The following is a 24410-nucleotide window of genomic DNA, read 5'->3' as shown; positions in this document are numbered from 1 at the left end:
AAAACGCTCTAGCCTGATCGGGACCAAGAGCCAGCGCCCATGCTGATATTCTTTCGCAAGCGTCTGTTCTGGCAGGTCTACCTCACCCTGCTCGCCTGTCTCGTCGTGCTGGCGCTGCTGGTCGGCTCGCTCTGGCGCATGGCGGGCGATACGGCCGGCGAACGCTGGGGCGCGTTACGCGTCCGGCTGACCGACGAGCTGGTGCGCTTCCAGGAACGCACGCCGGAAGACCTGCCTAACGAGATCCGCAAGCTCAGCGAGGAAATGGGCGCCTCGATCTCCGTCTACAGCAAGCAGCGCGTGCTGATCGCCTCGCGCGGTTTTCCCATCGCCCTGCCGGCTGGAGACGACGATGTGCCCCAGCGCTGGCTCGACCATGTCGTCCGCCTCGACCTGCCGGGCGGGCGCACCGTGCTCGCGCAATTGCCGCGGCCGCCGAAACCGGGCTTGCGCGTGCTGCTGCTGGCCCTCCTGGTCGCCGGCGGCGTCGGTATCGCGGCCTGGCCGGCGACGGCCCGGCTGACCCGTCGCCTCGAAACGCTGCGCGCCGGTGTCGAGAGCTGGGGCAGCGGCGCCTTGAACCGACGGGTGGCGGAACAGGGAACCGACGAGGTCGCCATGGTGGCCCGCAGCTTCAACGGCGCCGCCAGCCGGATCGAGGCCCTGGTCAATTCCCAGAAGGCGCTGCTCGCCAATGCCAGCCACGAATTGCGTTCGCCCCTGGCAAGGCTGCGCATGGCGGTGGAAATCGGCGCGGACAAACCCAGCGCAGCTGTGCGCGAGGAGATCAACCGGGACCTGCAGGAGATCGACCAGCTGGTGGAGGAGATCCTGCTCGCCAGCCGGCTCGACTATGCCACCACCATGCCGCTCGAAGGGGTTCCGGTCGACCTCCTGGGCCTGGCGGCCGAGGAGGCCGCCCGCACCGGCGCCGCCGCCGATGGCGAGCCCGTGGAAATCCGCGGCGACGCCACGCTGCTGCGCCGGCTGATGCGCAACCTCCTGGAGAATGCCGGCAAGCATGGCAGGCCGCCGGTGGAGATCACCATCGCCAGCGACAAGGGACAGGCCCGCATCGAGGTAAGCGACCGCGGCCCCGGCATTGCCGAGAAAGAGCGAGACCATCTGTTCGAGCCGTTCTACCGGCCTGCCGGCCGCAGCGAGACCTCCGGTGGCTGGGGCCTGGGTCTGGCGCTGGTGCGCCAGATTGCCGGGCGCCACCGCGGCTCGGTACGCTGCGAAAGCCGCGAAGGCGGCGGCAGCCGTTTCGTGGTGGAACTGCCGCTGGCGTGAATGCGTACCGTATGTACCGTCGCGCAGCCCCTCACCCTTACCCTCTCCCCGTAAGAACGGGCGAGGGTAAGGGTGAGGGGCTGCGCAAACATCTCAGACGTGCCGGGCCAACGCTAAGCATGCGCTCGGGTGCCCAGGCGCCGAGCCAGGAAATCCACCGCCTTCATGGCGCCTTCCGATGAGATGGTGTGATCGAGGCCGGGCTCGATGAAGAGCTCGGTGCGGACACCTGCACGATCGAGCCGCTCGGCCGCCGCTTCGCTTTCGCGCGCGGGAATGATCCTGTCGGCCTCGCCATGGACCAGCAAGGCGGCGCTTCCCGCCGCCGGTGCCAGGGGGTCCGGTGTCGCCAGCCTCGCGGAAAAGGCGACGACCGCCAGCGGCCAGCGGCCGGAAGCGAGTGCGTCGAGCGCCATGATCCCACCCTGCGAAAAGCCCGCCAATGCCACGCGTTCGGGCGCCTGCGAAAAGCCGTGCCTGTCGATGGCCTCCTGAACGGTGGCGTCGAAGGCGGCCCGGGCGGCGACAATGCGCCCGCCGCGATTCTGCGCGTTCACACCGGCGACGCTGAACCATTGCCGGCCCCGGCCGCCCTCGAAGACGAAGGGCGCGTCCGGCGCTGCCAAGGTGGCGGCGGGCAACATTTCGCGCCAGATGTCACCCAGATGCATGAGGTCGCCGCCATTGCTGCCGACACCATGCAGGAGGATGATCAGGCTCTCCGTCATGCCGCCTTGGCCTCGACCGTGGTCAATCCCGGCAGGTCGGGGCCGACAGGCACGATGCCATTGGGATTGAGCGCCTTGATCGAATAATAGCCGCGCTTGATGTGATCGATGCTGACGGTCTCGCGGATCCCGGGCACTGCCAATATCGCGGCGAGATAGGCCGAGAGCGCCGGATAGTCGGCAATCCGCCTGAGATTGCATTTGAACAGCCCGTGATAGGCGGCATCGAAGCGCACCAACGTCACGAACAGGCGGATATCGGCTTCGGTCAGGCGGGCGCCGAACAGGAAGGGGCCGCCGGCCGCAAGACGCTGCTCGATCCGGTCGAGCATGGCGAAAATGCCCCAGAAGGCGGCCTCATAGGCCTCCTGTGTGGTGGCGAAGCCGGCGCGATAGACGCCGTTGTTGAGGCTGGGATAGATGGCCTCGTTCAGGGCATCGATCTCGGGGCGCAGATCCGCGGGGTAGAGGTCGATGTCATTGCGGGCGAGGGCACCGAAACCATCATTGAGCATGCGCAGGATATCGGCGGACTCGTTGTTGACGATCGTGCCGCGCTGCTTGTCCCACAAGACCGGCACCGTGGCGCGGCCGGTATAGTTGGGATCGGCCCGGGTATAGATCTCGTGGATATAGGTGGCACCGTTCACCGTGTCGGGCGTCGCGCCGGGGTAGGTGCCGAAACGCCAGCCCTGTTCGGTGGTTGAAGGTTCGACCACACTGACGGAGATGGCGTCATCGAGCCCCTTGAGCCTGCGGCCGATCAGGGTGCGCGAGGCCCAGGGGCAGATCAGCGCGACATAGAGATGATAGCGCCCGGTTTCGGCCTTGAAACCGGCCTCGCCCGTCGGCCCGGCGCTGCCGTCGGGCGTGACCCAATTGCGGAACTTCGAGACCTGGCGCACGAAACCGCCCTGCTTGTCGGTCGCCTGCACCGGGTGCCAGTCGGCGCTCCATTTTCCGTTGACCAGCATGACTCAGCCTTTGTGGGTGACGATGGAGAACGAGGTTCCCCAGGGATCGTGCAGGGCGAAGCCGCCTTGCTTTTCCGTAGTGGCAACGCCGGCAGCCCGTACACGGTTCCGCAAGGCGGCAAGGATGTCTTCATCGGCTGCGATCATCGCGACCTCGGCCAGGCCCGTCGAAGGGAAATCGCGTGGGCCCGCCCCTCGGCTGTTCCAGATATTGGCGGCCAGATGATGGTGATAGCCGCCCGTCGCATAGAAGCTGGCACCCGGATAGCGGGCGGTGAGATCGAAGCCGAGCGCACCGCCGAAGAAGGCATCCGCCGGCTCGGTGGCGCCGACCTGGAGATGCACATGGCCGACGATACCGCCTGCCGGATAGCCTTGCCAGCGCGTCGTGCCGGCAGCGGCGACCACGTCCTGCACGTCCAGGCGTTCGGTCGACATCGTCACCGTGCCGCCGTCGACGGTCCAGGCACTACGCGGGCGATCGGCATAGACTTCGATGCCGTTGCCTTCGGGATCGGACAGATAGATCGCCTCGCTGACCAGGTGATCCGAAGCACCCTGAAGCGGCAGCCGCGCCTCGACGGCATGCTTGAGCCAGCGGCCGAGATCGGCCCTGTCAGGCAGCAGGAAGGCCGTGTGGAACAGGCCGGCCTCCCGGGGCGAACGCTGCCGGGCCTTGGGATCATGCCGCAGTTCCAGGAGCACCGTCTCGCCGGTTCCGAGCCGGCGCAGGCCCGCCTCCGACGACACCACCTGCAGGCCGATCGCCTGTTCGTAGAAATGGCTTGTCGCATCGAGGTCGTGCACGGTCAGGCCGACCGCGCCGATGCTGAGGGGAGCGTCACTGGCTGACATGATATCCTCCGGACGAGGGCGGGTTAACGCGCCAAGCATTGCGTCAGTTGGCGGCGGCGCGCGAAGGGGTCGGCCTCAGCGCCAGGGCACCGTCGCCGATCAGGGCAAGCGCGAGAAGGCCGGCGATCCACAGCGCCAGGAATTCCCAGCCGCCATTGGGATTGGTGAAGAAGAAGCCGGCCGGGCCGTGCACGGTGGCGATGGCACCTGCCAGCACCGGAATCAGGGCCAGGGCAGCCAGGCGCGGCCAGACGCCGAGAATGAGCGCAAGCGCGCCGATGACCTCCCAGGCAATGGTCACATAGGCCAGCACCGGCGGCAGGCCGAGCGAGCCGAAGAACTGGGCGGTGCCGGCCGGCGTGAACACGAAGATCTTCAGCCCGGCATGGGCCAGGAAGAGAACGCCGAGCGCCAGGCGCAGCAACAGGGCGGCATAGGGGGCGGTGCGGGTGTCGAACATGATCGTCTCCAGGGACAGGATTGCTGCCTGTACATTGCACCATTTCCGTTCTGGCGATTATCCTGGCTCAAGACAGAACATTAATTCCATTGTGGAACTTATGTCAGGACCATCCCTGCTCCCAGGGCGGCCTGCCGCGATAGCGTTCGGCCAGGAAATCGACGAGAACGCGGATCTTGGCCGCGAGATGCCGGCCGGGCGGATAGAGGGCATAGGCGCCGAGCGGCCTGTCCTCGAAGCTGCGCAGCACGGGCTTGAGGCGGCCCGCCCGCAGCGCCTCGCCGCCCAGGAAGCTCGGCCCACAGGCAATGCCGAGCCCTGCCTCCGCCGCCTTGAAGCTCGCCTCCCCGTTCGAGAATTGCAGCCGTCCCCTGACCGCCACCTGCAGCGACGCCCCATCCGTCTGGAAACGCCAGCTCAGCGGATCGCTGTAATTGGTATCGATGATGCATTCATGGCGCGCCAATTCGCGGGGGTGCAGGGGCTCGCCATGTTCGGCGAGATAGACGGGCGCCGCCACCGTCACCATGCTGACCTCACAGAGCTTGCGGGCGATCAGACTGGAATCGCCGGGGTTGCCGATGCGAACCGCCATGTCGAAGCCTTCGTCGACCAGGCTGACCACGCGGTCGGTGAAGCCGACATCGAGCTGGATATCGGGATAGAGCTTGGCGAAGGCGACGAAGGCCGGCGCCAGATGCATGGTGCCGAAGCTGAGGGGCACGGAGAGCTTGATGCGTCCCGCCGCGAGGCCCGAGGCGCTGCGAACGGAGGCATCGAGGGCATCGAACTCCTCCAGCACGGCCTTGATGCGATCGTAATAGGCGCGGCCGATCTCGGTCGGCGACAAGGCCCGTGTGGTGCGCTTGAGCAATTGCACGCCGAGATCGGCTTCCAGCCGCGACACCAGCTTGGAAGCCTGGCCGGAACTGGTGCCGAGCCGTGCCGCCGCACGAGAGAAGCTGCCAGCCTCCAGCACTGCCACGAACATGCGGTCGCATTCGAGCCGTTCCATGGACTGCTTCCGATTAGGAGAGAATAGTCGACATTCTAGCCTCGAAAGTCCCCGCTCGGAAAGAATATTGGCCTTCAAACAAGGCCGAACGTCACCTGTACGGCGACAGGCCCGCCTCCTCGACCTCCTCGACGTCCACGCCGACCCACAGCCCGATGAAGGCGGTGGGCGTGCCGATGAACGAGCCTGATATCGGTATCGCCTGATGCGGCTCGCGCACCGCCGCGATGCGAATCAGGCGGTCGGACGCCACCAGGCCATTGGTGGGATCGAACTCGATCCAGCCAATATCCGGCAGATAGACGTCGGCCCAGGCATGGCTCGCGCCGGCGCCTTGCAGGATCGGCGCTCCTCCCTCGGGCGGCGGATCGAACAGATAGCCCGAGACGAAGCGCGCTCCGAAGCCGAGCAGCCGGGCCGCGGCGATGAACAGGGCTGCGAAGTCACGGCAGGCGCCGCTTCGGTTTGCGAAGGTGACGGCCGGATCCTGGGTCGATTGTTCGAAGCGGGTGACATAGGCGAACTCGCCATGGATCTCCTGGCACAGGCCGGTGAGCAGATCCCGCGCCCCGCCCGGATGGCGCTTCGGGGCCCCGGCGATCCAGAGCCTGAGATCGTCGGGATAGTCGTCGGCCGAGGCGAGCATGGCAGCACCGAGATCGATGGTCTCGTCGGCCGAATAGGTAACCGGGAAAGGTGCCTCGCCGCCGGTCAGGTGGTTGGTCGGCACCGCCGAGGCGAAGCGTTCGATCTCGAGCCGGCTCTCGATCGACAATTCGCCGGCCTGGCCCGTGAAGACCCCCGTGCAGACCTCGTTGCCGAAGACATCGTAGGTCCAGGCAAACTCGGCCGGCAGCGAGGTGGTCAGGGTGGCCGAGATCAGTCGCATCTCATGGCTGTCGCGTGGGCGCAGCATCATGCGATGCGGCCCAAAGCTGACCGATTCGGCATAGCGATAGGTCGTGCGATGGCTGACGATCAGGCGTTTCAAGGCACGAACTCCCTTCGGGCAGCAGATTCATCCCTGTCCGGATGGACGAGGCGAAAAAATAAGGTATGACCGAAACGAGCCGGCAAGTGGAAACTCTTGCCGGGCGATCGAGTTTCATGATCTGGCGAAATTGCCGGGAATCACAAAGACACTCCAGCCAATCCGTTGGATTGGCTTGGAAACAAGGAGTAACGATGGCAGGGCCGCCGGGCATCAGGGCACGATCGCAGGGATTCGCCGATATTTTCGACCGCTCCACCGGGGGCGCCCTCACCCCGCTCAGCGTGGTGATCGAGCGAGTGCTGAGCCCGGTTCGGGCGGTGATCGAGGGGCGCGAAACCCTGATGTTCGGCACCAACTCCTATCTCGGCCTCAATTTCGATCCCACCTGCATCGAGGCAGCCAGTATGGCGCTGGCGAGCTTCGGCACGGGCTCGACCGCCTCGCGCGTCGCCAGCGGCAACCAGGCCCTGCATGTCGAGCTCGAAAAGGCCATCGCCGAGCTCTACGGCCGGCGCGATGCCGTGGTGTTCTCCACCGGCTTCATGGCCAATCTCGGTGCCATCGGCGGGCTGGTGCGCGAGGGCGATGCCGTGGTGCTCGATGCCCATTGCCATGCCTCGATCTTCGATGCCTGCCGGCTCTCGGGCGCCAAAATCCTCACCTTCAAGCACAATGACGCTGCCGATCTCGCCCGCATCATCGCACAAAGCGAGATCGCGCCAAGCCGCCTGCTCGTCATCGTCGAGGGCCTCTACAGCGTGCTCGGCGATGTCGCCGCGCTCGAAGCGATCAGTGCCGTGACCGCGCAGACCGGCGCCGTGCTGCTGGTCGACGAGGCCCATTCGCTCGGGCTCTACGGCGCCCGGGGGCGCGGCGTCGCCGAAGCGCAGGGCGTGGAAGACAAGGTCGACGTCATCGTCGGCACCTTCTCCAAGAGCGTCGGCGTGGTCGGCGGCTATTGCGTCACCAATGATCCGGCCTTCCGGGCCCTGCGTTTTGCCGCGCGCAGCTATCTCTATACCGCCTCCCTGCCGCCGCCGGTGGTGGCCGCAGCCCGGCAGGCGCTCTCGATCATCGCCGGTGACAACGAGCGCCGCGCAACCGTGTTCAGCCATGCCGAAGCCCTGCATCGCGGCCTGACCGGCCTCGGCCTGCCGCCTCTGGCCCCGCCTGGCCCGGTCGGCGCCGTGCGCATGCCGGGCATCAAGGCAGGGCTCGACACCTGGACCGCCCTGCTTCGCGCCGGGCTCTACGTCAACATGCTGATCCCACCGGCCACGCCCAATGGCGAGGTGGTGCTGCGCTATTCGGTCTCGGCCGCCCACAGCGCCGCCGATATCGAGCGTGCGCTCGACATCATCGCCGCCGCCGGCCGTCAGACCGGCGTGCTCAGGCCGGCGGCCTGAGACAACGGACCAGTCTCAGACGACCTTGGGCGCTGCCGTGGATTTCGGGGTGCGCACGAACTCGCTGCGTTTTCCGAAGATCACCTCGCGCTGGGCGGGGCCGATGACGGCGCCGATGCGGAAGAGATCGCGGGAGACCTGCACGAATTCCCGCAGGAAATCGGAGAGGCTGGTCTCCCCGGGCCGCAGAGACAGGTTGCCGGCCCTGAGGAACACGAAGAGCGCGATATAACCGATCAGCAGCTGGCCGACCAGGACACCGGCCAACTCCCAGCGCAGCGGTGCTCCCAGCACGATCGCGCCGATGCCGGCCGGCAGGGCCACGGCCCAGGCCAGGCCCGACCACCACACCCCCAGATGCATCGCCGCCTTGAGGCGATCGGTGAGCGAGAGCGAACCGTCGCCGAGGATCGGGCAGAGCAGGCGCAGCATCACTTCGCCGAAGCCCTTGGTCCAGCGCTGCTGCTGGGTCATCCAGGCCTTCATCGTCTCGGGAAGTTCGCCGGGCACCGGCACGCTCATCAGGAAGGAGCCGCGCCGGCCGATGCGCCAGGCCCGGTAGGACAGGTCGAGATCCTCGGCCAAGGTGCCGCCGCGCCAGCCGCCGGCCGCCTCGATCGCCTCCCGGCGCCAGACGCCGCAGGTGCCGTTGAACGGCAGGGGATGGCCGGCCCAGCAGCGGGTGCCCTGCTCAATGGCGAGATGGGCGTCGAGCAGCACCGCCTGGGTGCGGGTCAGCGGGTTGGCATCCCGGTTCAGATAGTCGAAGCGGGCCTGGATGAAGGCGAGCTTGGGATCCGCCAACAGGCAGGTCATGGTCTTCTTGAGGAAATCGGGGTCGGGCACGTAGTCGACGTCGAGAATGGCGAAAAAGCCATGCGGCGTCAGCGTCATCGCATTGGCGAGCGCGCCGGCCTTGTATTCGGTGCGATCCTTGCGATGGATCAGCACCACGTCGAAGCCCTGCGCCCGGCGCCGCGCCACCTCTTCATTGGCGAAGACAGTGGAGCCGTCGGTGGAATCGTCGAGGATCTGGATATGCAGGCGCTCGCGCGGCCAGTCGAGGGCGGTGGCGGCGTCGAGCGCACGGGCGACCATGGCGCCTTCATTGAAGGTGGGGATCTGCACCACCACATCCGGCAGGTCGGCCCGGTCAGGCAGGCCCCGCGCCAGCAGAAGGCGCTCGGCCTCGACACCGGCCTTGCGCAGGCGCCAATGCTTGAAGACGAGATAGAAGGTTGCCAGGGTCGAGCCGAAGGTGACCGACCAGCCGAGCAACGATATCACGGCCAAGATCACCGCCAGCCAGCCGGCGACCGCCCACAAACTCTCCCACAAACCCGTCAAACTCCGTCTCTCAGCCCCGTTCCAGCCTGTCGCCGCTACCGGTCTCCCTGTTTCGGCGTGCGCACGAAATCGTGCCTTGCAGCGAAGGGCGCCGTCACCACGCCCGCCGAATTGGCCAAAGCCAGAAAGACGAGCAGGACCGGAATTGCGATCAGGGTTGCCCCGTAGCGGATGATACCACCCCGGCGCAAGCGCAGAAATGGCGGCAGGGTGATGAGAAGGGCCGAAGTCCCGGCATAAAGGGCGGCTGCCGTCGCCAGGACGGCATGTCCGCTGCCGAAACCACGCAGCAGGCCATCGAGGACGAAGGCGGCGACCGCCAGCACGAGGCAGGGCAGGCCGAGCTGCAGGCCGAGGAGCAGGCTGGTGCCGAATTTGGCAGCAAGGTTCCAGTTCGAATGCCAGACCAGCGGCAGCCCCTTGCGTGCGACCTGGACGAAGCCGGTCGACCAGCGGGCCTGCTGTACGCGCCAGCTGGCGAGGTCGGCCGGCGCCTCGCAGGTCAGCGGAGGCTCGAGCGTCAGCTGGCCGTGCCAGCCGGCGGCATAGCTGCGCAGCGTCAGATCGAGATCCTCGGCCAGCGTATCGGCGGACCAGCCGCCGGCCGCCTCGATGGCGGCGCGGCGCCAGACTGCACCGGTGCCGTTGAACTGGAACAGGTCGCCGCCGACCTGCCTTCCCGCCTGTTCGGCGAGGAAATGCGCATCGACCGAGAATTGCTGGCCCAAAGTCATCCAATTCTGGTCGCGATTGCCGAACTCGAAGCGGAACTGCACGAAGGCCGCCCCCTGGTCGGCCGCCAGTACCGCTGCCGCTTGCCTCAGCCATTGGCGTGGTGCCCTGAAATCGGCATCGAGAATGGCAATCAAGGGCGCATCGGAGCGCTGCATGCCTTCGGCCAGGGCGCCAGCCTTGAAGCCGTCCCGGTTCACCCGCCTGACCTGCTGCACCAGCGGGCCTCCCGGCGGCAGGCTGGCGATGGCGGCAGCGGCCAGGGCCGCCGTCTCGTCGGTGGAATCATCGAGGAGCTGGATGGTCAGCCGATCGGCAGGCCAGTCCAGCGCCAGGGCCGAGGCCAGGGCCCCCTCGACCGAACCGGCCTCGTTGTAGAGCGGGATCTGCAGGAGAATAGGCGGGCACTCGGCATCCGGCTGCATCGGCGGCGGCCGGTAGCGGCGCGCGCGCCAGGCCAGGCGCAGATGCTGGCCCAGCAGCACGACAAGGAAAAGGCCGGCGACAAAGCCGATGGCATCGATCAGGAAGAGCATCAGCGCCGCCCTGCCAGGGCGATTGTGGCCCCGCCCCAGGCGAGGCGACGCGCCGCGAGGGCGTTCAGCCATAGTGCCGGCATGATCGCTTCCCGGAGCAGCACGGCGAGCGGCGTGGCCGGGGAGAGCGGCCAGCCCTTGCGCCAGGTGAGGGCGCATTCTGCCGCGGGCCAGAGGAGGAGCGTCAGCACCAGCAGGGCAATGGCAGGCAGGCCGAGGAGAGTGGCACCGGCGAGCGCCGCCAGACAGGCGGCGGGCAGGCCGGTCAAGAGCTCGGCGGCGAAGGCCAGGGGTTCTTCCAGGCGCCGGCAGATCGCCCAGCGCAGATGGCGCTGCCAGATCTCGCCGGGCCGGCGGGCGCCAAGGTCCTGGTCGACGGTGGCCGCGGCGAAGACCGGTCGCAGCCCCCTCGCCTGCAGAAGCTTGGCCAGGGCATGGTCGTCGGCGACCGCACGGAGGATCGTGGAGATGCCGCCGGCGGCTTCGAGATCGCCACGCCGCAGCAGCATGGCCGCGCCGATACCGGCACCGCCCCCGAGCGCGGAGAGCGCCAGCAACAGCCGCCCGCCATAGGAGTTGACGAGGCTCGCCTCGACCAGGGCCGGGAAATTGCCGGGCCTGCGCGCCACCGGCACACAGGAGACCAGTCCGACGCCGGGCGTGAGGCTCGCCATCATCGCGGCCAGGGCGCCGGGCGGCAGAATGGTGGCGGCATCCTTGATCAGCAGGAGATCGTGCTCAGCCGCTTCCACCGGTTCGATCAGATTGGCGATCTTCGGATTGGCACCGGGAATGGGCGTGGTGACATGGACGCTGATCGTCAAAGCCTTCTCCACGAAGTGGGGAAGGTGGCCCGACGAAGTCGGGTCGGATGGGGTGTGGTCGGCTTGCACGGCTTCATCCGGATAGGACACTGGCAGCGGGCCGCACCCCATCCGTCGTTGCTTCGCAACGCCACCTTCCCCACTTCGCGGAGAAGGCTCTGCGTCGCTCACCGAGAACAGGATTTCGAGGCCGGGATGATCCAGCCGCAGGAGCGCCTGATTCGCTTCGCTCTCCGCTTCCTCAACCTGCCGCAGCGGCACCAGCACCGAGACGGGCCTGCGTTCGCCGGCAACGGCCCGGCGTGCCGCGAGCGCCGGCTGGAGCAAAGCGAGCAGCGTGGAGCCGAGCAGCAGGCAGACGAGAGCGACCCACCACAGGCCTGCCAGGGCCGCGAGGAGCGTCATGGCCCGCTTGTCTCCCGCTCCCTCGTCAACGGCACATCGACACCGGGACGATCGAGCAGCCAGTCCCCGAAACGCGCGGGCAGCAAAGTGAGCAGGCGCAATCCCGCATAGAGGATGAAGGGAAAGGCGATCACCGGCTTGCGGCGGTCGAGGCCGCTGCGGATGATGCGGGCTGCTCTGGTGGCGGTGAGCTTGAACGGCTGCGGCGCGACGAGCTCGGCATTCAGCGGCGTGGTGACGAAGCCCGGCGCGATCAGGCTGACGGCGATGCCTTCGCGCTTCAGGGCCGGCCGGATGCCTTCGGCATAGGCGTGAATGGCGGCCTTGGCCATGGAATAGGCCGGCGAGGACGGAAAGCCGCGCAGGCCGGCCAGCGAGCCGACCAAGGCGACGTGACCGCGGCCTCGGCGACGCATCGCATCCAGCGCCGGCTCGATGGTGTTGACCGCTCCCATCAGGTCGACGGCGAGCACCGCCCGCATCGCCTCAGCGGGGTCGAGCGGCCTTTGCGCGCTGGTGCCCGAGACGATGCCGGCACAGGCGATGGCGAGGTCGATCGGCGCCTCGCCGTCCCGGGCTGTGATCCAGGCGGCAAGCGCCTCGCGATCACGGACATCGATGCGGCCGGTGACGACCGCAGCCGCGCGTGCCCGGCAGAGTTCGGCGATGTCGGCCAGCCGCGCCTCGTCTCGGCCGACGAGGAGGAGGGCATTTTCGGACGTGGCATATTCGAGGGCGAGGGCCCTGCCGATACCGCTGCTGGCCCCGGTGATCAGCACGGTCCGGCGGCTCATGACCCACCCTCCATCGCACGCGACAGAGTCGCTTCCGCCATGCAGGCGACGACGCCGCCGCTCGTCTTGACGAAGAGGCGCAGCACGGCCGGCTCGCCGTTATCGTGACGCTTGACCGTTCGCCCGGAAATCTCGACCTCGGCCCCGACGGGTACCGGTGCCATGAAGCGGGTGGACAGGCCTGCGATCACAGCCTGCGGCAGGAAACGCCGCACCGCCTCATTGAGATAGGCGACCAGCAGCATGCCATGCACCGGCGCTGCCTCCAGGCCGATGGTGCGGGCGATGGCCGCGCTGACATGCAGGGGGTTGGTGTCGCCCGAGGCCCGGGCGAACGCCTCCACCTCGGCCGCGCCGATCGGGCCGATGGTGAGCGGCGGCATCGAGGCGCTCATTGCGCCAGCTCCGGCTGGAACAACCGGTAGGTCGCTGCGAAATCGGCGATGACCTCGCCATCCCGGCCTTCGATATGCGCCTCGATCTGCACATCGTCGGGCATGGCGGCATCCGCCCGCCGGGTGATCACGAAGCGAATCTCCTCGCCGATGCGCAAGGCGCGCCGATAGCCGAAGCGCTGGGCGATCAGCACGGGAATGAGATGTTCCTCGCCGGCAAGATCGTCGAAGGCAGCCTTGGCGGCCGGATGCCACAGCCAGATCGCTGGAAAGGTCGCGGGAACCTCGTCGCCATCGCCTGTCGATCCTTGGCTCATCTTGCCGTCGAAGGCCGTCGCCTCGCGGTAGCGCCGCACGGCATCCGCCTCGACCCGGGCCGCAATGGGGCCGATGGAGAGAGGCGGCGGCGCGCTCATGCCTGCCCGACGATCAGCACCGCATTGATGCCGCCAAACGCGAAGGAATTCGTCATGGCATGGCGCATCGTCACCGCCCTCTTCTGCCCCGGCACGCAGTCAAGATCGCATCGGGGATCGGGCGTTGTCCAGTTGAGCGTTGGCGGTACCACGCCTTCTCGCAGAGCCATCACCGTGATCGCCAGCTCGATGGCGCCGGCCGCCCCGAGGGCATGGCCGTGCACCGGCTTGGTGGAGGAGACGGGCAGGCCGGGCAGGCGCGCGTCGAAGACAGCGGCCAGCGCGGCCGCCTCGGTGGCATCATTGGCGAGCGTGCCGGTGCCGTGGGCGTTGACATAGTCGATCGCCTCCGGCCCGAGCCCGGCATCAGCCAGGGCCTGGCGCATCGCGGCAGCGGCACCGCCGGCATCCGGGCGCACGATGTCGCCGGCATCGCTGGAGGTGCCGTAGCCGCAGAGCTCAGCCAGCGGAGTCACGCCCCTGTCCCTAGCACTCTCCTCGCTCTCCAGCACGAAAATGGCGGCACCTTCTCCGAGTACCATGCCGTTGCGATCCTTGGAGAAGGGACGACAGGCATTGGGAGAGAGCACGCGCAGGGCTTCCCAGCCCTTCATGCCCGAGGCGGTGATGCAGGCCTCGGCCCCGCCGACCACGGCGCGATCGACGATGCCGGCACGGATGAAATGGGCACCGAGGCCGATGGCCTGGGTGCCGGAGGCACAGGCGCTGGCAATCGCGAAGGACGGGCCGCGCGCGCCATAGCGGGCGCTCAGCTGCGAGGCGGCGCCATTGGGCATCAGGCGCGGCACGCTCCAGGGATCGAGGCGCTGGCCGGTGACATAGGCGTTGTGGATGCCGATCTCGATGGTTTCACCGCCGCCGATGCCGGTGCCGACGATGGTGGCGGTGCGCTCGCCCTGCCGATCGGCGCGGGCAAAGCCGGCCTGGGCCAGCGCTTCGTCGCCGGCGACGATCGCGAGCTGGGTGAAGCGGTCGCAAAAGGCCAGCACGTCGGGCTCGATATGATCGGCCGGATCGAAGCCACGCAACTGCCCGGCGATGCGGATGTTGTGGCGCAGTTCCCGCGCCACTTCGAGCGGGCCGATGGCGCTCCGGCCCTCGCGGGCGGCCTCCCACAGCGCCGGAACACCAAGCCCCGCCGCCGTCGCCGCCCCCATGCCGGTAATATAGACGCGTCTTTTCAAATCAGGACTTTTCACTGGCAATGCGGGCCAGCACGCCGTCGATGAAGGATTTGAGATCCTTGGCCTCGGCGATCGAGCCATCCATCGGAATATAGACGTCGAACTTTTCTTCCACAGCCGTGAGGATCATCACGATATCGATGGATTTGAGGCCGAGCGTCTCGAAGGTCGCATCGGGCGTTACCTTCTCGCGATCCACCATGCCCTCGGATACGATCAGGTTGACGACCTCGTCATAGACACGCTGCGGATCGGACAGGATGTTATCTTTGGTTTCGGTCGACATCTTCTTCCTGGACACGTCCCTTGAGCAAAGCGCGTTCTAGCTAACCGCTCGATTGCTCAAGCTTTTTGTTTCAACGCGTTTTGCGATTCTAGGCAATGCCGTCAAATCACAAAACACTATGGGCGTCATGGGACTGAATCGATGCTTCAAAAACGCCGAAACGGCGTGTCGACCGGGCCCCGAGCCATTCAACTACGCTCGTCATGGCATAGTTATCGTCAAGAATCCAACCGCATTCCAAATCTTGCACACCGGTGATGGCAGCCCGGCGCATCAATTCATCCACCAGGATGAGCGCGACGCTGGCGCCGGAGACCGAGCCGACCAGGCGCGGCGCCACGCCGAACAGCACGGCGCGACCGCCTGCGAAGCGCTGCGTCAGCCCGCGCCATGCCAGTTTCAGCCAGCCCCAGGGAGAAGGCGAACCTCCTAGATCGCCGGTGATCTCGAAGACATTGGGCAGGAACAGTGCGAAGCCGACCAGTTCCCCCTGCCTTTCGACGAAAACGCCATATTCCGCCTTCAGCAACGGCTTGAAGGCCTTGATCATCGCCGACATCTCGGCCTGCGAGACCGGGACGAAGCCCCAGTTCGCTGCCCAGGAGCCGTTGAACAGGCACCGCCCGAGTTCGGCATCCTCGGCCAGCCTGTCCATGCGCATGGCGCGGATGTCGAACCCCTTGCGGCGGCGCTCCATGCCGAGCTTTTCGAGCCTGTCGGCAAGATCGCTGCGGCGCCGGTCGAAGCCATAGGAATGCAGCGTCTTCGCCAGCTTGAGGCCGGCAGCCTCCAGATGGGCGCGCAGATAGGGCGGGTGCCAGGGCATCAGCACCATGGGCGGTGCGGTGAAACCGTCGATCAGCAGGCCGGATTCGGCATTGATCGACAAGGTGAAGGGGCCGCGCATCACCTTGCTGCCCTTGCCGGCGAGATAGGCAGCGGCAATGCGTACCAGCTCGACCACCACCCCTTCGTCATCCACCGCATCGAGGCAGCCGAAGAAGCCGATGCCCTCATGCTGGGCGCCGGTGGCGAGGTGATCGATCTGCGCCGAGATGCGGCCGACGGCGCGGCCCTCTCCGTCATAGGCAAGCCAATACGCGGCTTCGCCATGGGTCCAGAAGGCACTTCTGGCCGGATCGATCAATTGCGCCCGGTCATGATCGAGCGGCGCGACATAATCGCTGTAACAGGCATAGATCCGCCGCGGCAAAGCGAGGAATTGCTTGAGCTCGCGCTTGGAGGAGACGGGACGGACGGTGACTTGCATGCCGCCCTTCTGTCAAGTTCGGACGGGAAAGGCAACGGCTGGCGGACAAGAGCGGCTCAGCCGCGGGCATCCGTCGGACTGACGCCGAATTCCTGGCGGAACAATCGGCTGAAATGGGCCGGATCCAGATAGCCGCAGCGCATGGCGATCTCGGCAATCGACACGCTGCGCGGCGCGCTGAGCAGCAAGTCGCGTGCACGCGCCAGCCGCCGCGCGCGAATGGCCTCGGCAATGGCGATGTCCTGCTCGGCAAAGCAGCGATAGAGCGTGGCACGCGAGCAGCCGAGCAGCCCTGCCAGCATGTCGGGATCGAAAGCGGGGTTGGCGAGATTGACGTCGATCAGCCGCATCGCCGCGGTGAAGACACTGCCGGCGACATCGAGATCCTCGTCCTCTGTCCGCCCCGCCACGTCGCGCAAGGCGAGATCGGCCAGATCGAGCGTGATCTGGAGCAGGCTGCTGCGCTCGTCGGGGTGGAGATTGTCGATCTCGCCGGCCAGCGCCCGCATCTGGGCGGCGAGGATGCGGCCGGCGGGCGAGGCCCCCAGCCAGCGGGCGAGCGCGGCCGAGGACGGAAGCTGCGGCCCCAGGATCGCTTCAGCACGTTCGCGCCTCATCGCCAGATGCACCGCTTCGAAGGCGGTCCAGGACAGCCGGCTCTCGGATCTGGCATCGAAGGCGAAAAATTGTCCGGCCGTGGCCAGGCTGCGCTCATCCCCTTCCTCGTGCCGGCGCTTTCCAGAGAGAACCAGGCCGATGGCGATATCGTCACCACCGTCCCGCTCGCTCTGCCCCCGGCGCCGTCCTCCTGCCAAAGCATGGGAACGCGTGGTGAAGATCGAACCCCCCGGCCCGATCACGCCTGCCCCCTCCGCCAGAAACGGCGAGGGGTCACTGCGCCGGTCCGCGTCGATCTCGTAGAGGGCGGCTTCGCGCCAGAAATCATAGCGCTCGTGCGGGCGATGGTCGCGAGTATCGAGACGCGCATAGACGGCCGCCTTGGGCAGACCATGGCGCCTCATCGACCACCGCCCCTCGCCGGGACGCCAGTTCCACGCATCCTTGCTCCAGTCGACAGTGGATCGCTTCACGCATGTCTCCCGAACAGGGTTGGCTCGTGCCCTGCCGCACGGCCTGACATCCAGCAACGAATAACATCTTCCGATGCTGCTGCAAGGGCAGCCCGCACGTGCTTGGGCAAAGAACGTGCGAGTGACAATCACAATATAACAACACATTTTTCAAAATTCGAATATCAGCAGCTTAACGGTCGCCTGCTTCGAATTCCGTGATGGAATTTTCATTTGCGGAACACCGCTACGACATTCATCTCAATAAAACTAAAGACCACCTCGCCCATGCTTGAACGTCAGCAAAACGAAAAACAAATATATAAATAATACTTCCATATTCAGAATACATTTTCCTGTATTTTTGTAGATTAATTCATCCAGAAGAGACGTTTATCCAAATATATCGAGACGCCTATCCTACCACCTTCGAGGTATTCAGGTCTATTTTAATAGCCAGAGACCGCCCCCTGAGCCTCGCCCATGATGCCCGTTCCGCGCGTGAGGCCGCCGATCAAAACGCCAAGGCGAGACTTGCCGTCCCGTTCCAGGGCCTGTCGTCACCGACCGCAGCCCCTGGCGAGAGAACCGAGAAAAAGAGCGCCTACGCGCCTGAACTTTGGATCAAGATCAGGAGAGTTCCATGGACGACGTCAAGTTGAACTACGACCCCGACCTTGCCGCCCGCGAGTTTGCAAACTCAATGGCAGGGCTGCTCGAGCAGGACCAGATCAAGGCCATCGCGGCCGACATCATGGGCACGGCGGCAGCCGACCAATATCCGGCCAAATGCACCATCATCAGCGCCATCTTCTATCTGCGCTTCACGATCGAAGTCACGACCGACAGAGGATATGGCCATGTCCTCAAGACCTTCACCGGCAATGCCGGTGGCGTTTCCAGTCCCGGCGGCGGCGTGATGTTCGGCACGGTATTCACCAAGGACCTCAACCGCCTCTATGCGGAAACCGTGAGCTTCCAGTTCAACGCCAGCCCCGTCATGCTGAATGTGAACTTCTTCAGCAAGGGCCACGCCCTGCTGGGCAACTTCATGTCGGGCGGCGTCAGCACGGTCGGCGGAACCGGCGGCGGCACCGGCCGCTGGAAATGACGAAGAGGTGGCAGGCCGCTCCCTTTGGCCTGCCACCGTCCCTGTGTGGGCATCGGGCGCAGGCAGTGAAGCGTTTACACTCAAACACGCTTTGCTCCATAGCGATTTGGCGGAATCACCAAGAATCGCAAAGACGCGTCGAACCAAAGGGTTAGAACAAAATAGCGTTCACACTTGAACGCGTTTTGCTCTAGGAAGGGGCTGAAGAAGCCTCGACTACCTGGAATTTCGTCTTGCTGCAGCCCTTTGCCGATATCTGGCGCCAGCGCGAACTGTTTCGCGCCATCCTGACCCGCGAACTGCAGGTACGCTTTCGCGGCTCGGTGTTCGGCTGGGCCTGGGCCGTGCTGGCGCCCCTGGTGATGCTGTCGATCTATACGCTGGTCTTCTCCGGCGCGCTCAAGGTCGGCGTCGCGCAGGACAGCGGCGGGCGCTTCGGCTATGCCTTCTCGATCTTCGTCGGCCTGATCGTCTTCAACTACTTCGCCGAGATCGCCTATCGCGCCCCGCTGCTGCTGGCCGAGCACAAGCACATCATCCGCCGTTCGATCTTCCCGCCGCAGATCCTGGCCTGGATCGCGGTGGCACGTGGCGGCGTCTACATGCTGATCGCGCTCGGCGTGCTGCTGACCGGCCAGATCCTGATCGACCAGTCGATCCACTGGTCCTGGCTCGCGCTGCCCTTCATCCTCCTGCCGCTCGTCCTCTGCCTGCTCGGTATCGTCTGGATTCTCTCCACCATCGGCGCGCTGACCAGCGACCTCAACCATCTGATCATCTCGATCATTCCGGTGGCAATGTTCGCGACGCCGGTGTTCTACGAGGCGGCGCAGGTGCCGGAAAACTGGCGCTGGCTTGCCTATCTCAATCCCCTCACCGGCATCATCGAGATGATGCGCACCGCCATCCTGCGTGGCACCTGGCCGGACAGCCTGCTCTATCTGGCCTGCCTCGCGGCCTCGCTTGCGGTATTCTATGCTGGCCAGACCCTGTTCATGCGAAAGAAGACGATCCTTGTCGACATCATCTGAACAGACGCTCGCGCAAGATCCAGCCCAGGATCCCACCCAGGGCCGTGCCCGAGATCACGCCCAAGACCGTCCCTTGGACCTCGCGGTCGAATGCCGCGACCTCGGCAAGGCCTATCAGTTCTACCGGCGCCCGATCGACCAGGTGAAGCAGGTGCTGTTTGGCGGCAGGAAACGCTATTACGACGAATATTGGGCGCTGAAGGAGATCGGTTTCGCCATTCCCAAGGGCGCGGCGGTCGGCATCGTCGGACGCAACGGCTCGGGCAAGTCGACCCTCCTGCAGATTCTGTGCGGCATCACCGCGCCCACCATCGGCTCGCTCACCGTCAAGGGCCGCATCGCCCCGGTGCTGGCGCTCGGGGCCGCCTTCGACTACGAGCTGACGGGGCGCGAGAACTGCTATCTGTCGGGCGCCATTCTCGGCCTCAAGCGTACGCAGGTCACCGAGAGGCTCGGCGCCATCCAGGAACTCTGCGGCCTCGGCGATTTCTTCGAGCAGCCGGTGAAGCTCTATTCCAGCGGCATGGGCGCCCGCCTCGCCTTCGCCATCTGCGCCCATGCCGATGGCGACGTGCTGATCGTCGACGAGGCCCTCGCCGTGGGCGACGATGCCTTCCGCGAGCGCTGCCGGACCCTGATCCGCGCCTTCCGCCAGCGCGGCACCATCCTGTTCGTCTCGCACGACCTCGACCAGGTCGCGGAATTATGCGAGCGCACGATCTGGATCGACCGCGGCCGCCTCCGGGCCGATGGCCAGACGCATGCCGTCATCACCGACTATCGCAAGGCCCTGGCTGAGGAAGCCGACGACCCCAACCGCTTTGCCTTCATGACCTGAGGCCACTGGTCCTGGGATCGCAGGCGTCCTCGCCTGATCTTGGAAGCGCTCCGGCAAGCCGATGGGAAGAGCAGGCGAGGACGCCTGCTCTTCCCAGGAAATTACCGCCAGAACCACCGCCTGGCTGGCTTGGCCGGCTTGCCGGGCTCCAGCAGAAAATTGGTGAGCTTGGGATAGGTCTGGCCGGACCATAGGATCGCATAGTTCCAGTCCCGCATGAGACGGCGGAACCGCGCCTCGTTGGCGTCGGTGACCTCGACGAAAAGAAGCGGGCGGCAGCGCTCTATGGTGGCTGCAAGCCCGCCCAGCACCTTCAGCTCCATGCCCTCGACATCGATCTTGATGAAATCGAAGCTGTGCCCGGCGAAGAGATCGTCCCCCTTGGCGATCTGCACCGGGCCTTCCTCGGCCTGCTGGATCACCGTGCCGCCCGTGTTGTGTTTGCTGTGGGTGAAAGTCTGTCCGGCACCGGCCTGGTCGCTCAGGGCGACCCCAAGATAGGCGAAGTCGACATTGGCCAAGCGGTTCAAGGCGCAATTGATGCGCAGGCAGGCAGCGGCCCCCGACTGCGGCTCGATCGGCACGATCACGCCCGCATCGGCGAATTTGCCGAGGAAGACCGTGTGATTGCCGAGATGCGCGCCGACATCGAGGATGCTGGCCTTCTCAGGAAGGCGCGCCCGAATGCGTTCCAGCTCCTCGGCTTCGTAGAACTGGCCGCTCGCATGGAAGGCCTGCACCGAATCCGCCTCGTCGTTGACGAGGAAGCTCACGCGCTCGGCCTGGTAATCAAACGAAATCACACTGCCGTCGACCCGGCTGATGTGATTGGGCCTGGCATCGAGCTCGTCGTCTGAAGCGACGGCGATCGAATCGAGCCAGAAATTCGGATAGCGATTGTCGAAGGATTCCGACTTCTCCCAATCGGGCAGAGCATTGCCCGACATGAGGCCGCGATGCCGGAATTCGAGGTCGACGACATCGCTGCCGCGGGTTTGCGCCTCGAAGCGTATTCGGCGCCGGCCTGCGCCCTCGAAATCGTAGGAGCCGATCTCTCTGTTGTCGACGACCACGCTGAAGCCCGGAGAGTCCGACAGGCGTTTGCGCCGCTCGTCGACACCGACCGGCCTCAGCTCGATATCGAAAGTCAGCTTCGTCGGTGCCTTCAGACCGAGTTTCAGCTGGACCAGCGACGTGTAGCCTTCCGTCACCGGCCGCCCGTTCTGAAGAGAAAAGCCGCGTACCAGTTGGGGCAGCGATTCGTTGAGCTTGCCCTGGAAGTCGATCTTGATCGGGAGCTTGAAGTTTTCCTCGATGCGATCGAAGCGGCGCGCGGGGAATTTTTGCACATTGTAGCGCTGCAGCCACCAATCATCGCCTTCCATGTTGAAGGCGGGGCGGTCGCTGCGCTGGAAATAGGCCGTCGCGCCCGTGATACCATGCGGGTGGAAGCCATCGTCCTGCATCAGGAAGCGATAGAGATTGTTGATCGTGGGTATGTGGATGTCGTCGACGATCAGGATACCGCCAGGCTTGAGGCGTTCATAGAAGGCGAAATATTCCAGCTCCGGAAACGGATAGCCGTGCGGACCGTCGATCAGGATGATGTCGACGTCATGCGTGAGCGGGTTCGCAAAGATCGTGCGCTGCGTCGGCCCAAAGACCCACTCCACATTGCTCTTCAGCCCCGGAAAGCCGCTGGCGAAGTTGACGCTCGAATTCGCCTCGGCGGTATCGTCGTAGCAATAGGCGGTGTGCGCCTCCGCGTAATGGGAGAACAGGATCGTCGAGGCGCCGCACCCCGTCTCGACGGTGCGGAGCGGCTGTCCTTTGAAATGATCCCTCAGATAATATTCCATGCGCTCGAGCGGCCCGGTCGTGAGGGTACCGGCTCGGTGGGCGCCACCGCGCTTGTTCTGATAGCGGACAATGTCGTGGACGAGATCGGGCATGATGCTCCGACCCTACGCGACGGGCGCACGCACGATCAATGCCCGAATGAGGGGCATCGAGCCAATCGTTTGCTCGATCAGGATGCCCGCCGCCGCTGGGGCTCGACATAGGTGGAGAAGATGTGGTCCCAGAAGGAAGTGACCACGCCGTAATTGCCTTCCTCGCCGCGATAATGATGCACCATATGGGCCAGACGCAGGCGATAGAGCAGGCTTCCCGGCTTCGACGGCCAGTGATGCGAGGCGTGGTGCACCAGCATATAGGCGACATAGCCGAGCAGGATCCCGCTGGTGAAGCCGCCGGCAAAGGCATGATTGGCGAAATAAAGCGGCAAGTAGAACACCAGGAAAATCACGCCCACGCTCAGGAAGGACGGCGCGCCGATCATGCCCTTGGGCTCCTGGTGATGGGCATCGTGCATGCGGTCGAAGAAGGGAACCGCGTGGTAGACCCAGCGATGCACCGCATATTCCACGAAAGTCCAACCGATGCAGCCCAGCACGAAAGCCATCGCCCAGATGCCGACGGCAGTGGCGTCATGCTGCAGAAGAGTCAAGACAAGCAGGCCGAAGGCCGCAGCAGGGCAGAGTACAAAATCGCCAAAATAGAGAATTTTGTTCAAACGCATGCGCTTCACCGTTCGATGCACTTTGGAAGCTGGAGCATATTTCTCCGCGATTGCGACAGTTTGAGGACAAAATGCTGCGTCCTAGCAGCGCGCTTTGGCCCCTCGCGGCCTTTCTTATCGCGGGGACGCTAGCAAGAACCGTGCCGATCTAGGACACTTCGAGTCCGGACCGATCCAGCTCGATCCGCCGCAGCGGCCCGAGGCCGGCCGGTTCGCGATGTGCCACCACCACGAAGCTCGTATGCGGCAGCGCCGTCCGCAGCACCGAGAACAAGTGCTTTTCGGCAACGGCGTCGAGGGCACTGGTCGGCTCATCGAGCACGGCCCAGTCCGGCCGCGCCAGGATCAGCCGCGCCAGAGCGAGGCGCTGCTGTTCGCCGCCGGAGAGGCCGATGGGTGGATCGCCGTCGTCGAGCCCCGGCAGCCGATGCTCGAGGCCGACCCGCTCGAGGGCCTCGACATAGGCTTGTCGCGGCAGCGCGTCGGGATCTTGCGGATAGGCCAGGACGGTGCGCAGATCCGCGAGCGGCAGATAGACCGCCTGCGGCAGGAAAGCGATTTGACGGCCGGCGGGCAGGCTCACCCTCCCCGTTCCGTGCGGCCACAGGCCGGCCATCGCCTTGATGAGGGTGGTCTTGCCGATGCCCGACGCACCGGATAGCCAGGCGTTTTCGCCTCTTTCCAACCGCATGTCCGCCAGGATGGCGAGAGGGCGCCCCTCGGGCGTCGCCAAGGCGAGGTCCTGGACCGTGAGATGATCGAGCCCGCTCGTGCCGGTCTTGACACCGCCATTGTCCCCGACCCGGCCGAGGGCAGCGAGGAAGCCGTCGAGACGCCGAATGGCCGCGGCGAGTTCGGCGAGATTGCGATAGGAGAAGATGAACCAGGACAAGGTGGTGACCACGTTCTGGAAGGCGGAAGCAAGCTTCATCAGCCCGCCCAGCGCGACCTGCCCGGCAAGATAGGCCGGCAGGGCCAGGAATATCGGGATGCGCAGCACGGTGCTGAAATAAGGCCTGGTGAAGCAGCCCAGGATGAGATCGCGGTTCATCAGCGCCCGCCAATTGCGCATAATGGCACCGAAGCGAGCGTCCAGCACGCGCCTTTCGGCGGCCTCGCCGGCCATCAGCGCCACGGCGTCGGATGATTCGCGGAGACGCGCGAGCGCGAAGCGGAAATCGGCCTCGCGGCTCTGCTGCTGTGCATTGAGCGCCAGCAGGGGGCGGCCGAGCCAATGGGTGAGACCGCTGGAGATCAGCACATAGACCGGGGCGGCCCACACCATGTAGCGCGGGATCTCCACCGCCACGCCGAACAGGGTGAAGGCGAGCGGAAAGGAGGACAGCGACCACAGCAAAGCCACATAGGACACCAGCCCCACAGCGCTGCTGACGACCTCCAGGCCTTCCTCGGTGAACTTGTCGACGAACAGCCGGCAGTCCTCGGCAATGCGCTGGTCTGGATTGTCGGGGATGGCAGCGGTCTGGCGCAGCCGCACATGGGTTCTGCCGCCAAGCCAGCGGTCGAGAGCGGCCGAGGTCAAGGCGTGCCGCCAGCGGATCTGCACGCTCTTGCGCAGATAGACCGCCACCAGATACATCGCCGCATTGACGGCGATCAGCAGGCCGAACACGCCGATCTGGCCGACGGCCGCTGCGGCATCCCGTTTTTCGAGGGCGCCGTAGAACTGGGCGTTCCAGTCGATCAGCAGCAGGCTGACATAGACACCGCCCAGATTGAGCCCGAGAACCACTGCGAGGAGGATAAGGCCCGTGCGTCCGCCTGGGCCGGCGACGCACAGGCACAGCAGCCGCCACGTCTGACTGATGATCCGTGGCATGATT

The 24410-nt window shown here is 65.6% G+C and carries 24 protein-coding genes; 5 read left to right on the top strand and 19 right to left on the bottom strand.

Annotation, left to right across the window (positions count from 1 at the left end; all coding sequences use genetic code 11):
- Positions 1-39 precede the first annotated feature (39 nt).
- Positions 40-1293 carry a sensor histidine kinase gene (locus ACIGJE_RS07100; protein WP_483679642.1) on the top strand — a complete coding sequence of 418 codons (1254 nt, stop codon included), beginning with the start codon at positions 40-42 and terminating at the stop codon, positions 1291-1293.
- 113 nt (positions 1294-1406) lie between these two features.
- Here ACIGJE_RS07100 and ACIGJE_RS07095 read toward each other — a convergent pair whose 3' ends face one another.
- The 6 genes from ACIGJE_RS07095 to ACIGJE_RS07070 form a co-directional block, all read right to left on the bottom strand.
- On the bottom strand, positions 1407-2021 hold the full coding sequence (locus ACIGJE_RS07095) for an alpha/beta hydrolase (RefSeq protein ID WP_483679640.1): 615 nt from the start codon (positions 2019-2021) through the stop codon (positions 1407-1409).
- A complete protein-coding gene (locus tag ACIGJE_RS07090; protein WP_311943748.1) occupies positions 2018-2995 on the bottom strand; it encodes a glutathione S-transferase family protein in 978 nt (325 codons plus the stop codon). The genes ACIGJE_RS07095 and ACIGJE_RS07090 overlap by 4 nt, the downstream gene beginning before the upstream one ends.
- Positions 2996-2998: 3 nt before the next feature.
- Positions 2999-3850 (bottom strand): VOC family protein, encoded by an 852-nt coding sequence (locus tag ACIGJE_RS07085; RefSeq protein ID WP_483679638.1) that lies wholly within the window; start codon positions 3848-3850, stop codon positions 2999-3001.
- 43 nt (positions 3851-3893) lie between these two features.
- Positions 3894-4310: a DoxX family protein gene (locus ACIGJE_RS07080; protein WP_483679637.1), complete on the bottom strand. Its 417-nt coding sequence runs from the start codon at positions 4308-4310 to the stop codon at positions 3894-3896.
- A gap of 103 nt (positions 4311-4413) precedes the next feature.
- A complete protein-coding gene (locus ACIGJE_RS07075) occupies positions 4414-5325 on the bottom strand; it encodes a LysR family transcriptional regulator (RefSeq protein ID WP_440725854.1) in 912 nt (303 codons plus the stop codon).
- 91 nt (positions 5326-5416) lie between these two features.
- Positions 5417-6316, bottom strand: coding sequence for a transglutaminase family protein (locus ACIGJE_RS07070; RefSeq protein ID WP_367625559.1), 900 nt, complete (start codon positions 6314-6316; stop codon positions 5417-5419).
- A 194-nt stretch (positions 6317-6510) separates the two neighbouring features.
- Here ACIGJE_RS07070 and ACIGJE_RS07065 point away from each other — a divergent pair, with 194 nt between their 5' ends.
- The gene (locus ACIGJE_RS07065) at positions 6511-7725 is read left to right on the top strand and encodes an aminotransferase class I/II-fold pyridoxal phosphate-dependent enzyme (RefSeq protein ID WP_483679634.1); all 1215 of its coding nucleotides are present in this window, start codon (positions 6511-6513) and stop codon (positions 7723-7725) included.
- Positions 7726-7740: 15 nt separating this feature from the next.
- Here ACIGJE_RS07065 and ACIGJE_RS07060 read toward each other — a convergent pair whose 3' ends face one another.
- The 10 genes from ACIGJE_RS07060 to ACIGJE_RS07015 all read right to left on the bottom strand — a co-directional run bounded on the left by ACIGJE_RS07060 (position 7741) and on the right by ACIGJE_RS07015 (position 17026).
- A complete protein-coding gene (locus ACIGJE_RS07060; RefSeq protein WP_483679632.1) occupies positions 7741-9072 on the bottom strand; it encodes a glycosyltransferase family 2 protein in 1332 nt (443 codons plus the stop codon).
- 35 nt (positions 9073-9107) lie between these two features.
- Positions 9108-10340 (bottom strand): glycosyltransferase family 2 protein, encoded by a 1233-nt coding sequence (locus ACIGJE_RS07055; RefSeq protein ID WP_415083286.1) that lies wholly within the window; start codon positions 10338-10340, stop codon positions 9108-9110.
- Entirely contained in the window at positions 10340-11569 is a 1230-nt protein-coding gene (locus tag ACIGJE_RS07050; RefSeq protein WP_483679630.1) for a glycosyltransferase, read from the bottom strand. Before ACIGJE_RS07050 ends, ACIGJE_RS07055 begins: the two co-directional genes overlap by 1 nt.
- Entirely contained in the window at positions 11566-12363 is a 798-nt protein-coding gene (locus ACIGJE_RS07045; RefSeq protein WP_415083282.1) for an SDR family NAD(P)-dependent oxidoreductase, read from the bottom strand. The genes ACIGJE_RS07050 and ACIGJE_RS07045 overlap by 4 nt, the downstream gene beginning before the upstream one ends.
- The gene (locus ACIGJE_RS07040; RefSeq protein ID WP_394314160.1) at positions 12360-12758 is read right to left on the bottom strand and encodes a MaoC family dehydratase; all 399 of its coding nucleotides are present in this window, start codon (positions 12756-12758) and stop codon (positions 12360-12362) included. The genes ACIGJE_RS07045 and ACIGJE_RS07040 overlap by 4 nt, the downstream gene beginning before the upstream one ends.
- Positions 12755-13174, bottom strand: coding sequence for a hotdog family protein (locus ACIGJE_RS07035; RefSeq protein WP_415083281.1), 420 nt, complete (start codon positions 13172-13174; stop codon positions 12755-12757). The genes ACIGJE_RS07040 and ACIGJE_RS07035 overlap by 4 nt, the downstream gene beginning before the upstream one ends.
- On the bottom strand, positions 13171-14379 hold the full coding sequence (locus ACIGJE_RS07030) for a beta-ketoacyl-[acyl-carrier-protein] synthase family protein (RefSeq protein WP_415083280.1): 1209 nt from the start codon (positions 14377-14379) through the stop codon (positions 13171-13173). Before ACIGJE_RS07030 ends, ACIGJE_RS07035 begins: the two co-directional genes overlap by 4 nt.
- A gap of 1 nt (position 14380) precedes the next feature.
- On the bottom strand, positions 14381-14665 hold the full coding sequence (locus ACIGJE_RS07025) for an acyl carrier protein (protein ID WP_068285961.1): 285 nt from the start codon (positions 14663-14665) through the stop codon (positions 14381-14383).
- A gap of 106 nt (positions 14666-14771) precedes the next feature.
- The gene (locus ACIGJE_RS07020; RefSeq protein ID WP_311943713.1) at positions 14772-15935 is read right to left on the bottom strand and encodes a hypothetical protein; all 1164 of its coding nucleotides are present in this window, start codon (positions 15933-15935) and stop codon (positions 14772-14774) included.
- A 56-nt stretch (positions 15936-15991) separates the two neighbouring features.
- Positions 15992-17026 carry a helix-turn-helix domain-containing protein gene (locus ACIGJE_RS07015; protein WP_415083279.1) on the bottom strand — a complete coding sequence of 345 codons (1035 nt, stop codon included), beginning with the start codon at positions 17024-17026 and terminating at the stop codon, positions 15992-15994.
- Between the two features lie 622 nt (positions 17027-17648).
- Here ACIGJE_RS07015 and ACIGJE_RS07010 point away from each other — a divergent pair.
- The 3 genes from ACIGJE_RS07010 (at position 17649) to ACIGJE_RS07000 (ending at position 19985) form a co-directional block, all read left to right on the top strand.
- Positions 17649-18116: a VapA/VapB family virulence-associated protein gene (locus tag ACIGJE_RS07010; protein ID WP_311943710.1), complete on the top strand. Its 468-nt coding sequence runs from the start codon at positions 17649-17651 to the stop codon at positions 18114-18116.
- A 233-nt stretch (positions 18117-18349) separates the two neighbouring features.
- On the top strand, positions 18350-19147 hold the full coding sequence (locus tag ACIGJE_RS07005) for an ABC transporter permease (protein ID WP_311943708.1): 798 nt from the start codon (positions 18350-18352) through the stop codon (positions 19145-19147).
- Positions 19131-19985 (top strand): ABC transporter ATP-binding protein, encoded by an 855-nt coding sequence (locus ACIGJE_RS07000; RefSeq protein ID WP_415083278.1) that lies wholly within the window; start codon positions 19131-19133, stop codon positions 19983-19985. Before ACIGJE_RS07005 ends, ACIGJE_RS07000 begins: the two co-directional genes overlap by 17 nt.
- A 101-nt stretch (positions 19986-20086) precedes the next feature.
- Here ACIGJE_RS07000 and ACIGJE_RS06995 read toward each other — a convergent pair whose 3' ends face one another.
- The 3 genes from ACIGJE_RS06995 to ACIGJE_RS06985 all read right to left on the bottom strand — a co-directional run bounded on the left by ACIGJE_RS06995 (position 20087) and on the right by ACIGJE_RS06985 (position 24406).
- Positions 20087-21937, bottom strand: coding sequence for a class I SAM-dependent methyltransferase (locus tag ACIGJE_RS06995; protein WP_415083277.1), 1851 nt, complete (start codon positions 21935-21937; stop codon positions 20087-20089).
- A gap of 77 nt (positions 21938-22014) precedes the next feature.
- The gene (locus tag ACIGJE_RS06990) at positions 22015-22566 is read right to left on the bottom strand and encodes a sterol desaturase family protein (protein WP_311943700.1); all 552 of its coding nucleotides are present in this window, start codon (positions 22564-22566) and stop codon (positions 22015-22017) included.
- 148 nt (positions 22567-22714) lie between these two features.
- Positions 22715-24406, bottom strand: a complete 1692-nt coding sequence (locus ACIGJE_RS06985; protein ID WP_415083276.1) for an ABC transporter ATP-binding protein/permease — start codon at positions 24404-24406, stop codon at positions 22715-22717.
- Positions 24407-24410 lie beyond the last annotated feature (4 nt).

The sequence above is a fragment of the Labrys sp. E2SS-1L genome (genome assembly GCF_057073705.1).
Note: the sequence above shows the minus strand (reverse complement) of the source record. Positions and strands in the feature narration are given on the sequence as shown.

Excerpts from the sequence above, each read along its gene's own strand:
- ACIGJE_RS07100 (WP_483679642.1), top strand. The coding sequence starts at position 40 with ATGCTGATATTCTTTCGCAAGCGTCTGTTCTGGCAGGTCTACCTCACC.
- ACIGJE_RS07095 (WP_483679640.1), bottom strand. The coding sequence starts at position 2,021 with ATGACGGAGAGCCTGATCATCCTCCTGCATGGTGTCGGCAGCAATGGC.
- ACIGJE_RS07090 (WP_311943748.1), bottom strand. The coding sequence starts at position 2,995 with ATGCTGGTCAACGGAAAATGGAGCGCCGACTGGCACCCGGTGCAGGCG.
- ACIGJE_RS07085 (WP_483679638.1), bottom strand. The coding sequence starts at position 3,850 with ATGTCAGCCAGTGACGCTCCCCTCAGCATCGGCGCGGTCGGCCTGACC.
- ACIGJE_RS07080 (WP_483679637.1), bottom strand. The coding sequence starts at position 4,310 with ATGTTCGACACCCGCACCGCCCCCTATGCCGCCCTGTTGCTGCGCCTG.
- ACIGJE_RS07075 (WP_440725854.1), bottom strand. The coding sequence starts at position 5,325 with ATGGAACGGCTCGAATGCGACCGCATGTTCGTGGCAGTGCTGGAGGCT.
- ACIGJE_RS07065 (WP_483679634.1), top strand. The coding sequence starts at position 6,511 with ATGGCAGGGCCGCCGGGCATCAGGGCACGATCGCAGGGATTCGCCGAT.
- ACIGJE_RS07055 (WP_415083286.1), bottom strand. The coding sequence starts at position 10,340 with ATGCTCTTCCTGATCGATGCCATCGGCTTTGTCGCCGGCCTTTTCCTT.
- ACIGJE_RS07050 (WP_483679630.1), bottom strand. The coding sequence starts at position 11,569 with ATGACGCTCCTCGCGGCCCTGGCAGGCCTGTGGTGGGTCGCTCTCGTC.
- ACIGJE_RS07045 (WP_415083282.1), bottom strand. The coding sequence starts at position 12,363 with ATGAGCCGCCGGACCGTGCTGATCACCGGGGCCAGCAGCGGTATCGGC.
- ACIGJE_RS07040 (WP_394314160.1), bottom strand. The coding sequence starts at position 12,758 with ATGAGCGCCTCGATGCCGCCGCTCACCATCGGCCCGATCGGCGCGGCC.
- ACIGJE_RS07035 (WP_415083281.1), bottom strand. The coding sequence starts at position 13,174 with ATGAGCGCGCCGCCGCCTCTCTCCATCGGCCCCATTGCGGCCCGGGTC.
- ACIGJE_RS07025 (WP_068285961.1), bottom strand. The coding sequence starts at position 14,665 with ATGTCGACCGAAACCAAAGATAACATCCTGTCCGATCCGCAGCGTGTC.
- ACIGJE_RS07020 (WP_311943713.1), bottom strand. The coding sequence starts at position 15,935 with ATGCAAGTCACCGTCCGTCCCGTCTCCTCCAAGCGCGAGCTCAAGCAA.
- ACIGJE_RS07010 (WP_311943710.1), top strand. The coding sequence starts at position 17,649 with ATGGACGACGTCAAGTTGAACTACGACCCCGACCTTGCCGCCCGCGAG.
- ACIGJE_RS06995 (WP_415083277.1), bottom strand. The coding sequence starts at position 21,937 with ATGCCCGATCTCGTCCACGACATTGTCCGCTATCAGAACAAGCGCGGT.
- ACIGJE_RS06990 (WP_311943700.1), bottom strand. The coding sequence starts at position 22,566 with ATGCGTTTGAACAAAATTCTCTATTTTGGCGATTTTGTACTCTGCCCT.
- ACIGJE_RS06985 (WP_415083276.1), bottom strand. The coding sequence starts at position 24,406 with ATGCCACGGATCATCAGTCAGACGTGGCGGCTGCTGTGCCTGTGCGTC.